This window comes from Streptomyces sp. NPDC027663 (genome assembly GCF_055566415.1).
Map to the genome: position 1 here is coordinate 984,063 of NZ_JBVHSK010000001.1, position 12,669 is coordinate 996,731.

Genomic DNA, 12,669 nt, shown 5'->3' on the forward strand with positions numbered 1-12,669 from the left:
CCCGCCGCGGATTGCTGCGTCATCGCGCTCCTCGTCCTTCTGTGAAGCTGGAACGGCAAGAACTTGCAGAGTCTTGCACAGCCGACCCGCCCCGCGTCGACCGGCGACGGAACCCGGTCGCCACAGGGCCTCGTCCAGGTCACGGCAGTGTAACCCCCGAGTTTCCTTGCACTTTTTTTCTGCAAGGTCTTTCGCAACGCTTACATCGCTGTTACGTTCCCTGTCGCCCGGCCGCGGCAACGGCGCAGTCGGCAAGTCGCAGGGGCGGCGGACGGGGCCGCCCTCTGTACCACTCGGGCTTAACCCTCAAGGAGAACTCATGCGGCGTGGCATAGCGGCCTCCGCGCTGGTGGCGTCCCTCGCCCTCACGGCGACGGCGTGCGGCGGGAGCGACAGCGACAGCGGGAAGTCGGACGGCCCGGTCACCATCACCTGGTGGGACACCTCCAACGCCACCAATGAGGCGCCGGCGTACAAGGCCCTGGTCCAGCAGTTCGAGGCTGCCAACAAGGACGTCAAGGTCAAGTACGTCAACGTCCCCTTCGACCAGGCGCAGAACAAGTTCGACACCGCGGCCGGCGCCACGGGCGCCCCGGACGTGCTGCGCTCCGAGGTCGGCTGGACCCCCGCCTTCGCCAAGAAGGGCTTCTTCCTGCCGCTGGACGGCACCGAGGCCCTCTCCGACCAGGGCAAGTTCGAGCCGAACCTGATCAAGCAGGCCCAGTACGAGGGCAAGACCTACGGCGTGCCGTTCGTCACCGACACCCTCGCGCTGGTCTACAACAAGGCCCTGTTCAAGAAGGCCGGCATCACCGAGGCCCCCAAGACCTGGGACGAGCTGAAGGCCGACGCCGCCAAGATCAAGAACAAGGCCAAGGTCGACGGCTACTGGGGTTCCACCCAGGCCTACTACGCCCAGACCTTCCTGCACGGCGAGGGCACCGACACCGTCGACGTCGCCGCCAAGAAGATCACCGTGAACTCGGCCCCCGCCAAGAAGGCCTACGGCACCTGGCTCAGCCTGTTCTCCGGCAAGGGCCTGCACAAGGCCGACACCACCGCCGACGCCTACGCCCACATCCAGGACGCGTTCGTCAACGGCAAGGTCGCCGCGATCATCCAGGGACCCTGGGAGATCACGAACTTCTACAAGGGCAGCGCCTTCAAGGACAAGTCCAACCTCGGCATCGCCACCGTCCCGGCCGGCTCCGCGGGCAAGGCGGGCGCCCCGACCGGCGGCCACAACCTCTCGGTCTACGCCGGCTCGGACAAGGCCCACCAGGAGGCGGCCCTGAAGTTCGTGAAGTTCATGACCTCGGCGAAGGCCCAGGAGACCATCGCCCTGAAGAACTCCACCCTGCCCACCCGCTCCGACGCCTACACCGCCCAGGTCAAGGCCGACCCCGGCATCGCCGGCTACCAGGGCGTCCTGTCCGCCGCCCAGCCGCGCCCGGCGCTGCCCGAGTACAGCTCCCTGTGGGGCCCGCTGGACACCGAGCTGCCCAAGATCGCCGGTGGCAAGGAGTCGCTGGACAAGGGTCTGAGCAACGCCGAGCTGGCCATCTCCAAGCTCGTGACCGGCTTCAGCAAGTGAGCCCGGGTGGCCGTCGGATCCTCTCGTGAGGAGGGGAAGGATCCGGCGGCCACCGCCCTGTGCCCGGCCCGACCTCGTGAACCAATGAAGGTGTCGAACCATGACAGTCGCCATCGACCGCGCGACCGGCAAGCGCCGCGGTGACCGCGCGCCTCGGCCCGGGCTGGGGCAGCGCTTGAAGAACGGCCTCCAGAAGTACTGGTACGCCTACGCGATGATCGCCCCGGTGGTCATCGTGCTCGGCGTTCTCGTGGGCTACCCGCTGGCGCGGGGCGTCTACCTCACCCTCACCGACGCCAACAGCCTCAACTCGGCGCGCACGATCGGCGTCAACCACATCGACGCCACGTACAAGTTCATCGGCCTCGACAACTACCAGGACATCCTGTTCGGCCCCACGGCCTACGACCGGTTCTGGTCCCACTTCCTGTGGACGGTCGTCTGGACGGTCGCCTGCGTGGCCCTGCACTACACCATCGGCCTGGGCCTCGCGCTCATGCTCAACCAGAAGCTGCGGGGCCGCACCGCCTACCGGCTGCTGCTCGTGCTGCCCTGGGCCGTGCCGACCTTCGTCACCGTCTTCTCCTGGCGGATCATGCTCGCCGACTCCGGCGTGCTCAACCAGATCCTCGGCTCCCTGCACCTGCCCCAGCCGCAGTGGCTGGAGGACACCTTCTGGCAGCGGTTCGCCGCGATCATGGTCAACACCTGGTGCGGTGTCCCGTTCATGATGCTGTCCCTGCTCGGCGGCCTGCAGTCCATCGACTCCTCGCTCTACGAGGCCGCGGAGATGGACGGCGCGAGCGCCTGGCAGCGCTTCCGGCACGTCACGCTGCCCGGTCTGCGCTCGGTCAGCTCCACCGTCGTGCTGCTCGGCATCATCTGGACCTTCAACCAGTTCGTCATCATCTTCCTGCTGTTCGGCAAGAACTCCGCCCAGGACGCGCAGATCCTCGTCACCTGGGCCTATGCGCTGGGCTTCGGCCAGCAGCCACGGGACTTCGCCCAGTCTGCCGCCTACGGCGTGCTGCTGCTGTCGATCCTGACCGTCTTCACCTCCTTCTACTTCCGCTGGCTGAAGCGCAATGACCAGCTCGCCGTCTGACGCCGCAGGAGCCGCCGCCATGAGCACCACGACCCTGGACAAGACCGAGACCGCACCGGCTCCCGCCCCCGCGCCCCGGCGCCGCGCCCCCCGGCGCGGCGAGCGCGGCCCGCTCGGCGCCGCCCTGCTGCACGGCGGCCTCGTCGTGGCGAGCCTCATCGCGGTGGCCCCCGTGGCCTGGCTGTTCTACCTGTCCCTCGGCCCGGACAAGGAGGACTACCTGCACCCGGGCGAGATCGCGGGCAAGCTGACCTTCTCGAACTACAGCTTCGTGCTGGAGGACACCGCGTTCTTCGACTGGTTCAAGTCGACGCTGATCGTGGCCCTCGGCACCACCTTCATCGGTGTCTTCGTCGCCGCCACCACCGGCTACGCGGTCTCCCGGATGCGCTTTCCCGGCTACAAGCAGCTGATGTGGGTCCTGCTGCTCACCCAGGCCTTCCCGATCGCCATCCTGATCGTGCCGATGTACGAGATCTTCAGCGAGCTCGGTCTCATCGACACCTACTGGTCGCTGATCATCATCAACTGCTCCACGGCCGTGCCGTACAGCGCCTGGCTGCTGAAGGGATACTTCGACACCATCCCCTTCGAGATCGACGAGGCCGGGCGCGTGGACGGGCTGAGCCCCTTCGGCACCTTCTTCCGGCTCATCCTCCCGCTGGCCCGCCCGGGCCTGGCCGTCGCCGCGTTCTACAACTTCATCACCGCCGTCGGCGAGGTCGCCTTCGCGACCACCTTCATGCTGGACGACTCCAAGTACACCTTCGCCGTGGGCCTGCAGACCTTCGTCAGCGAGCACGACGCCCAGTGGAACTACATGGCCGCCACCGCGGTGCTGATCGCGATACCCGTGACCGTGTTCTTCTACCTCGTGCAGAAGAACCTCGTCACCGGCCTCACCGCCGGCGGCACCAAGGGCTGACGCCCACCGGAAAGAGGCTCCCGCGCGCTCTGTCGCGCGGGTGGGCGGACCGCGGTGCCCTCCCCCTGGCTCTCCGGGCAGGGGGTACCCCAGACCCCGCCGGCACCGCGGCCCGCCGCGCACCTTCCGTCCCGCCGCCGTACCCACGCCCACCATGCCCTTCCCCCCGCTCCCGACTGCGTTCGAGCGGGGGACCTCCATCGCATCAAGGACGCCATGAGCCAGCAGCACTCCGCCGCACCGGCCCGACACTCCGCCGCCGGCACCGTCGCCGACCGCCGCGACTGGTGGCGGGACGCGGTCATCTACCAGGTCTATCCGCGCAGTTTCGCCGACAGCAACGGCGACGGCATGGGTGACCTGGAGGGCGTACGCTCCCGCCTCCCGTACCTGCGCGACCTCGGCGTCGACGCCGTGTGGCTCAGCCCCTTCTACGCCTCCCCGCAGGCCGACGCCGGCTACGACGTCGCCGACTACCGTGCCGTCGACCCCATGTTCGGCAACCTCCTCGACGCCGACGCGCTGATCCGCGACGCCCACCAGCTGGGCCTGCGCATCATCGTGGACCTGGTCCCCAACCACTCCTCCGACCAGCACGAGTGGTTCAAGCGTGCCCTCGCCGAGGGCCCCGGCTCGCCGCTGCGCGAGCGCTACCACTTCCGCCCCGGCAAGGGGAAGAACGGCGAACTCCCGCCCAACGACTGGGAGTCCATCTTCGGCGGCCCGGCCTGGACCCGGGTGACCGAGCCGGACGGCACGCCCGGCGAGTGGTACCTCCACCTGTTCGCGCCCGAGCAGCCCGACTTCAACTGGAACCACCCGGCCGTCGGCGACGAGTTCCGCTCCATCCTGCGCTTCTGGCTGGACATGGGCGTGGACGGCTTCCGCATCGACGTGGCCCACGGCCTGGTCAAGGCGGACGGCCTGCCGGACCTCGGCTCCCACGACCAGCTCAAGCTGCTGGGTAACGATGTCATGCCGTTCTTCGACCAGGACGGCGTGCACGCGATCTACCGCCAGTGGCGCACGATCTGCGACGAGTACGCGGGCGACCGCATCTTCGTGGCGGAGGCCTGGACCCCGACCGTGGAGCGCACCGCCAACTACGTTCGCCCCGACGAACTCCACCAGGCCTTCAACTTCCAGTACCTCGGTACGGAGTGGGACGCGGCGGAGCTGCGCACGGTCATCGACCGCACCCTGGAGGCCATGCGCCCGGTCGGCGCCCCGGCCACCTGGGTGCTGTCCAACCACGACGTCACCCGGCACGCCACCCGCTTCGCCAACCCGCCCGGTCTCGGCACCCAGATCCGTACCGCGGGCGACCGCGACCTGGGCCTTCGCCGGGCCCGTGCCGCCACCCTGCTGATGCTCGCCCTGCCCGGCTCGGCGTACGTCTACCAGGGCGAGGAGCTGGGGCTCCCGGACGTCGTGGACCTGCCCGACGAGGTGCGCCAGGACCCGGCGTACTTCCGCGGGGCCGGCCAGGACGGCTTCCGCGACGGCTGCCGGGTCCCGATCCCGTGGACCCGCACGGGCACCTCGTACGGTTTCGGCAGCGGCGGCAGCTGGCTCCCGCAGCCGGCCACCTGGGCCGAGCTGAGTGTGGAGGCGCAGACCGGCGTCGCCGACTCCACCCTGGAGCTGTACCGGGCCGCGCTGCGCGTGCGCCGGGAACACCGGGACCTCGGTGCGGGCGAGGCGGTGGAGTGGCTGCGGGCGCCCGAGGGCGTCCTGGCCTTCCGGCGCGGCGAGTTCGTGTGCGTCGCGAACACCACGGGGGAGTCGGTCATGACCCCGGCGTACGGCCGGCTGCTGCTCGGCAGCGGGGAGATCGCCGAGACCGGTGGCGAGGCGAAGGTGCCCGCGGACACGACCGTGTGGTGGACGACGGCGGACTGACGCCCCGTCCGGAAAGTTCTTGCATCAACTTCACAACGGCCCGCTGCCTTTCCGGCAGCGGGCCTTTAACATCTGCGTCACCGCAAGTTTGCTGAAACGTTGCAGCAAGCACCTTCAGCGGTCCTCCCCGCCTTCAATGTCGAAGGACCCCACATGGCACGCAGAACTCTCCCCGCGGCGCTCGCTCTCGCAGCCGCCGCCACGGTTGGCATGAACCCGACGATCGCCGAGGCCTCCCCGCCCGGCACCAAGGACGTCACCGCCGTCCTCTTCGAGTGGAGCTACGCCTCGGTCGCCAAGGAGTGCACGAACACCCTCGGCCCCGCCGGCTACGGATACGTCCAGGTCTCCCCGCCCGCCGAGCACATACCGGGCGCGCAGTGGTGGACGTCGTACCAGCCGGTGTCGTACAGGATCGCGGGCCGTCTCGGTGACCGCACGGCGTTCCAGAGCATGGTGAACACCTGCCACGCGGCCGGCGTGAAGGTCGTGGCCGACACGGTGGTCAACCACATGGCGGCCGGCAGCGGCACCGGCACGGGCGGCTCGTCGTACACGAAGTACGACTACCCGGGCCTGTACTCGAGCCACGACTTCGACGACTGCACCGCCCAGGTGTCGAACTACTCCGACCGCTGGAACGTCCAGCACTGCGAACTCGTCGGCCTGGCCGACCTGGACACCGGCGAGGAGTACGTCCGCAGGACGATCGCCGGCTACATGAACGACCTGCTGACCCTGGGCGTGGACGGCTTCCGCATCGACGCGGCCAAGCACATCCCGGCGGCCGATCTCGCGAACATCAAGAGCCGGCTGACCAACCCCTCGGTCTACTGGAAGCAGGAGGTCATCTACGGCGCGGGCGAGGCCGTCCAGCCCTCCGAGTACACCGGCAACGGAGACGTCCAGGAGTTCCGCTACGCCTATGACCTCAAGCGCGTCTTCCACAGCGAGAAGCTCGCGTACCTGACCAACTACGGCGAGGGCTGGGGCTACTTGAGCAGCTCGGTTGCCGGCGTCTTCGTGGACAACCACGACACCGAGCGCAACGGCAGCACCCTGAACTACAAGAGCGGTGCCGACTACACCCTGGCCAACGTCTTCATGCTCGCCTGGCCCTACGGCGCCCCGGACGTCAACTCCGGCTACGAATGGTCCGACGTGGACGCGGGCCCGCCGGGCGGCGGCAAGGTCAACGCCTGCTGGCAGGACGGCTGGAAGTGCCAGCACGCCTGGCCGGAGATCATCCGCATGGTCGCCTTCCGCAACGCCACCCGCGGCCAGTCCGTCACCAACTGGTGGGACAACGGCAACAACGCGATCGCGTTCGGCCGGGGCGGCAAGGGCTTCGTGGCCATCAACCACGAGACCGGCAGCCTGACCAGGACGTACCAGACCTCGCTGCCCGCGGGCACGTACTGCAACGTCCAGAACAACACGACGGTGAGCGTCGACTCCAGCGGGCAGTTCACCGCCACCCTCGGCCCGAACACCGCTCTCGCGATCTACGCGGGCAAGTCCGGCTGCTGAGCCCGCAGGGGCACTTCACGGTGTCACCGGCCGGGCGGTTGTTGAAAAGTCTTTCCATCGGTTTCAAGCCCCTTGCTGAAACCTTGCGTTGGCGATACGGTCGCGCGGACGCCCGGCAGCGGAGCCGCGCCGGGGCGCAGGGGTCGGACCCGAAAGAGCCGCAATCGCGAGGAGTTCCCGCCTGTGATACCGAGATGTCCGGCGCCCCCCAAGCGCCGTACCCCGCATGTCAGAAGGGCGGCGGCCATCACCGCCGCCGCCCTCGCCGCCGCACTGGTGCAGCCGCTCGCGGCCCACGCCGCCACCCCGCCCGCGCCTCCCTCGGACGCGCAGCTCGCATCCGTGCCCGCCCGGCACGACGACACCCGCGAGCAGTTCTACTTCGTCATGCCGGACCGTTTCGCCAACGGGGACAGGTCCAACGACCGGGGCGGGCTGACCGGCTCCCGCCTCAGCACCGGCTACGACCCCACCGACAAGGGCTTCTACCAGGGCGGCGACCTCAAGGGCCTGACGAAGAAGCTCGACTACATCAAGGGGCTCGGCACCACCGCCATCTGGCTGGCCCCCATCTTCAAGAACCGGCCCGTCCAGGGCACCGGCGCCAACGCCTCCGCCGGCTACCACGGTTACTGGATCACCGACTTCACCCGGGTCGACCCGCACTTCGGCACCGACAAGGACCTCCGGACCCTCATCTCCAAGGCGCACGCCAAGGGCATGAAGGTCTTCTTCGACGTCATCACCAACCACACCGCCGACGTCGTCGACTACCGGGAGAAGTCCTACGACTACCTCTCCAAGGGCGCCTTCCCCTATCTGACGAAGGACGGCAGGCCCTTCGACGACGGCGACTACGCCGACGGCGGCAGGAAGTTCCCCGCCGTCGACACCGGCTCCTTCCCGCGCACCCCGAAGGTCACCGAGAAGTCCAAGGTGCCGGCCTGGCTCGACGACCCGACGATGTACCACAACCGGGGCGACTCGACCTACGCGGGCGAGTCGGCCACGTACGGCGACTTCTCCGGCCTGGACGACCTGTGGACCGAGCGTCCCGAGGTGGTCCACGGCATGGAGAAGATCTACCAGCGGTGGGTGAAGGACTTCTCCGTCGACGGGTTCCGCATCGACACCGTCAAGCACGTGAACATGGAGTTCTGGACCCAGTGGGCGACCGCGCTGGACAAGTACGCGGCCGAGCGCGGGCGGAAGAACTTCTTCATGTTCGGCGAGGTCTACTCCGCCGACACCGCCGTCACCTCCCCGTACGTCACCCAGGGCCGCCTCGACGCCACGCTCGACTTCCCCTTCCAGGACGCGGCCCGCGCCTACGCCTCCCAGGGCGGCAGCGCCCAGCGGCTCGCGAACGTCTTCGGTGACGACTACACGTACACGACCGACAAGGCCAATGCCTACGAGCAGGTCACCTTCCTCGGCAACCACGACATGGGCCGCATCGGCTCCTTCCTGAAGCAGGACGACCCGAAGGCGACCGACGCCGAGATCCTCGCCAAGGACCGGCTCGCCAACCAGCTGATGTTCCTCAGCCGCGGCAACCCGGTCGTCTACTACGGCGACGAGCAGGGCTTCACCGGCTCCGGCGGCGACAAGGACGCCCGCCAGACCATGTTCGCCTCCAAGGTCGCCGACTACCTGGACGACGACGAGATCGGCACCTCCCGCACCCACGCGAGCGACGCCTACGACCCGAAGGCGCCGCTCTACCGGGAGATCGCCGCGCTCGCCAGGCTCCGCAAGGCCAACCCGGCCCTGACGGACGGCGTCCAGACCGAGCGGTACGCGGCCGACGGCGCCGGCATCTACGCCTTCACCCGCACGGACGCCAGGACCGGCCAGGAGTACGTCGTCGCCTTCAACAACGCGGACGAGGCGAAGACGGCCACCTTCGCGACGGGCTCGGCGTCCCGGTCGTACCGGGGCATCTACGGCGCTAAGGGCACGCTGAAGACCGACGCCGACAAGAAGCTCACCGTGACCGTCCCGGCCGGCTCCGCCGTCGTCCACAAGGCGTCCGGCCCCCTCGCCGCGCCCGCCACCAAGCCGGCCGTCACCCTGAAGGCACCCGCCGCCGGCGCCACCGGCACGGTGGAGGTCACCGCCGGCGTCGGGGGCGGCCAGCTCAACCGCGTCGTCTTCGCCGCCCAGGTCGGCAACGGCAGGTGGAAGACACTGGGCTCCGCCGACCACGCCCCCTACAAGGTCACCCAGACCCTCGGCAAGGACGTACCGGCCGGCACCGCCCTGCGCTACAAGGCCGTGGTCGTCGACTCGGCCGGGCGCACCGCGAGCGCCACGGCGAGCAGCACCACCGGCACCCCGCCCGCGCCCGAGGTCCCCACGGCCTCCTCCCGGGACCACGCGATCGTCCACTACAAGCGCACCGACGGCGACTACGCCGACTGGGGCCTGTACGCCTGGGGCGACCTCGCCGACGGCGAAGCCACGAACTGGCCGGCCAGCCACCCCTTCGTGGGCCGGGACGCCTACGGTGCCTTCGCCTACGTCAAGCTCAGGCCCGGCGCCTCGAACGTCGGCTTCCTGGTCATCGACAAGGACGGCGGCAAGGACGTCTCCGCCGACCGGAGCATCGACGTCACCAGGACGGGCGAGGTCTGGATCGAACAGGGCAAGGCCGGCGTCCTGACGCAGAAGCCCGGCTACCCGGCGCAGGACAAGACCAAGGCCGTCCTCCACTACCACCGGGCCGACGGGAACTACGACGGCTGGGGCCTGCACGCCTGGACGGGCGCCGCGAACCCCACCGACTGGTCGAATCCCCTGAAGCCGGTGAAGACTGATGCCTATGGCGCGGTCTTCGAGGTGCCGCTCACCGAGGGTGCCACCAGCCTCAGCTACATCATCCACAAGGGCGAGGACAAGGATCTCCCCACCGACCAGTCCCTGGACCTCAGGGCCGACGGCCACGAGGTGTGGCTGTTGAACGGCGAGGAGAAGCACCTGCTGCCGCAGCCCGCGGGCAGCGCGGCCGCCCTCGACCTGACCACCTCCAAGGCGGTCTGGATCGACCGGGACACCCTCGCCTGGAACGGCGCCGACGGCGCCGCCTCCACCCAGCTGCTGTACTCCCGCAACGGCTCGATCGCGGTCAAGGACGGCACACTGACCAGCGACGACGAGCGCTGGCTGCGGCTGACGAGGACCACGCTCACCGACGCCCAGAAGGCGAAGTTCCCGCACCTGAAGGACTACACCGCCTGGTCCGTCGACCCGCGCGACCGGGACCGGGTGCGCGAGGCCCTGACCGGTCAGCTCGTGGCCTCGCAGCGCGCCGCCAACGGCGCCGTACTGGCCGCGACCGGCGTCCAGACCGCCGGGGTGCTGGACGACCTCCACCCGGGAGCCACCAAGGCGAAGCTCGGGCCCGTGTTCCACGGCGGCAAGCCGACCCTGTCCGTCTGGGCGCCGACCGCCCAGCGCGTCTCCCTGGAGCTGGACGGCTCGCTCAAGACCATGCACCGCGACGCCGCCACCGGAGTCTGGTCCGTCACCGGCCCCGCGTCCTGGAAGGGCAAGCCCTACCGTTATGTCGTGAAGGTCTGGGCGCCCAGCGTCCGCAGGACGGTCACCAACAAGGTCACCGATCCGTACTCGGTCGCGCTGACCGCGGACTCCGAGCGCAGCGTCGTCGCCGACCTGGACGACAAGTCCCTCGCCCCGAGCGGCTGGTCCGGACTGCGCAAGCCCAGGGCCGTACCGCTGAAGGACGCGCAGATCCAGGAGCTGCACATCCGGGACTTCTCGATCGCGGACCGCACCGCCCGGCACCCCGGCACCTACCTGGCCTTCACCGACAAGAACAGCGACGGCTCCAGGCACCTGAAGGAACTGGCGAAGTCGGGGACCTCGTACGTCCACCTGCTGCCCGCCTTCGACATCGCCACGATCCCCGAGAAGAAGGCCGACCAGGCGACCACGGACTGCGATCTGGCCTCCTACCCGGCCGACTCCGACAAGCAGCAGGAGTGCGTGGGGAAGATCGCCGCGAAGGACGCCTACAACTGGGGCTACGACCCGTACCACTACACGGTCCCCGAGGGCTCCTACGCCACCGACCCGGACGGCACCGCCCGCACGGTCCAGTTCCGCAGGATGGTCCAGGCGCTCAACCAGGACGGCCTCAGGGTCGTCATGGACGTCGTCTACAACCACACCGCGGCGAGCGGTCAGGCGGACACCGCCGTCCTGGACCGGATCGTGCCCGGCTACTACCAGCGGCTCCTCGCCGACGGCTCGGTCGCCAACAGCACCTGCTGCGCCAACACCGCGACCGAGAACGCGATGATGGGCAAGCTGGTCGTGGACTCGATCGTCACCTGGGCGAAGCAGTACAAGGTCGACGGGTTCCGCTTCGACCTCATGGGCCACCACCCGAAGGCCAACATCCTGGCCGTCCGCAAGGCCCTGGACGCGCTGACCCCGGAGAAGGACGGCGTCGACGGCAAGAAGATCATCCTGTACGGCGAGGGCTGGAACTTCGGCGAGGTCGCGGACGACGCCCGCTTCGTGCAGGCCACGCAGAAGAACATGGCCGGCACCGGGATCGCCACCTTCTCCGACCGGGCCCGTGACGCGGTGCGCGGCGGCGGACCCTTCGACTCGGACCCCGGCGTCCAGGGCTTCGCCTCCGGGCTCTACACCGACCCCAACGCCTCCACCGCCAACGGGACGAGGGAGGAGCAGAAGGCCCGGCTGCTGCACTACCAGGACCTGATCAAGGTCGGTCTCAGCGGCAACCTGAAGGCCTTCACCTTCACCGACACCGCCGGCAAGGAGGTCAAGGGCTCCGAGGTCGACTACAACGGTGCACCCGCCGGCTACGCCGACGTCCCCGGCGACGCCCTCGCCTATGTGGACGCCCACGACAACGAGTCGCTGTTCGACGCGCTGACGTACAAGCTCCCCAAGGACACGTCCGCCGCCGACCGGGTCCGCATGCAGGTCCTGGCGATGGCCACGGCCGCCCTCTCGCAGGGGCCCGCGCTCTCCCAGGCGGGCACCGACCTGCTGCGCTCGAAGTCGCTGGACCGCAACTCCTTCGACAGCGGCGACTGGTTCAACGCCATCCACTGGAACTGCGCCGACGGCAACGGCTTCGGGCGCGGGCTGCCTCCGGCCGCCGACAACCGGTCCAAGTGGGACTACGCCAAACCGCTGCTGGGCTCGGTCAAGGTCGGCTGCCCGCAGATCACCGGGGCCTCGGCCGCCTACCGGGACCTGCTGAAGATCCGTACGACGGAGCACGCGTTCTCGCTGGGTACGGCCGCGCAGGTGCAGCAGCACCTCTCCTTCCCGCTGTCCGGCAAGGACGAGACGCCCGGCGTGCTCACCATGCGGCTCGGTGACCTGGTCGTCGTGTTCAACGCCAGCCCCGAGCAGCAGGAACAGCGGGTCGCCGCACTGGCCGGGGACGACTACCGGCTGCACCCGGTGCAGGCCGCCGGCAGCGACGCGGTGGTGAAGACCTCGGCCTACGCGGCCGGCTCGGGCACCTTCACCGTCCCGGCGCGGACCGTGGCCGTGTTCACGCGGGCGGCGAAGTAGGGTCTGGTCGTCGCCGTAGAACAGGAGTGC

At 69.3% G+C, this 12,669-nt stretch carries 6 protein-coding genes; all 6 read left to right on the forward strand.

Translation table 11 applies throughout. From position 1 onward, the window contains the following. The first annotated feature begins 319 nt into the window (after positions 1 to 319). The 6 genes from ACZ4SF_RS04430 (at position 320) to pulA (ending at position 12,639) form a co-directional block, all read left to right on the forward strand. Positions 320 to 1,594, forward strand: coding sequence for an extracellular solute-binding protein (locus ACZ4SF_RS04430; RefSeq protein WP_468378044.1), 1,275 nt, complete (start codon positions 320 to 322; stop codon positions 1,592 to 1,594). 100 nt (positions 1,595 to 1,694) lie between these two features. Then, positions 1,695 to 2,699 carry a carbohydrate ABC transporter permease gene (locus ACZ4SF_RS04435; RefSeq protein WP_468378047.1) on the forward strand — a complete coding sequence of 335 codons (1,005 nt, stop codon included), beginning with the start codon at positions 1,695 to 1,697 and terminating at the stop codon, positions 2,697 to 2,699. Positions 2,700 to 2,718: 19 nt separating this feature from the next. Beyond that, positions 2,719 to 3,624, forward strand: coding sequence for a sugar ABC transporter permease (locus tag ACZ4SF_RS04440; RefSeq protein WP_468378049.1), 906 nt, complete (start codon positions 2,719 to 2,721; stop codon positions 3,622 to 3,624). A gap of 216 nt (positions 3,625 to 3,840) precedes the next feature. After that, positions 3,841 to 5,526 carry a glycoside hydrolase family 13 protein gene (locus tag ACZ4SF_RS04445; RefSeq protein ID WP_468378051.1) on the forward strand — a complete coding sequence of 562 codons (1,686 nt, stop codon included), beginning with the start codon at positions 3,841 to 3,843 and terminating at the stop codon, positions 5,524 to 5,526. A gap of 153 nt (positions 5,527 to 5,679) precedes the next feature. Then, complete coding sequence (locus tag ACZ4SF_RS04450) at positions 5,680 to 7,056, forward strand: alpha-amylase (protein WP_468378053.1); 1,377 nt, start codon at positions 5,680 to 5,682, stop codon at positions 7,054 to 7,056. Positions 7,057 to 7,239: 183 nt separating this feature from the next. Further along, positions 7,240 to 12,639, forward strand: a complete 5,400-nt coding sequence (gene pulA, locus ACZ4SF_RS04455; protein ID WP_468378054.1) for a pullulanase-type alpha-1,6-glucosidase — start codon at positions 7,240 to 7,242, stop codon at positions 12,637 to 12,639. Positions 12,640 to 12,669: the final 30 nt, after the last annotated feature.

Coding starts and splice junctions, on each gene's coding strand:
- ACZ4SF_RS04430 (WP_468378044.1), top strand. CDS start 320: ATGCGGCGTGGCATAGCGGCCTCCGCGCTGGTGGCGTCCCTCGCCCTC.
- ACZ4SF_RS04435 (WP_468378047.1), top strand. CDS start 1,695: ATGACAGTCGCCATCGACCGCGCGACCGGCAAGCGCCGCGGTGACCGC.
- ACZ4SF_RS04440 (WP_468378049.1), top strand. CDS start 2,719: ATGAGCACCACGACCCTGGACAAGACCGAGACCGCACCGGCTCCCGCC.
- ACZ4SF_RS04445 (WP_468378051.1), top strand. CDS start 3,841: ATGAGCCAGCAGCACTCCGCCGCACCGGCCCGACACTCCGCCGCCGGC.
- ACZ4SF_RS04450 (WP_468378053.1), top strand. CDS start 5,680: ATGGCACGCAGAACTCTCCCCGCGGCGCTCGCTCTCGCAGCCGCCGCC.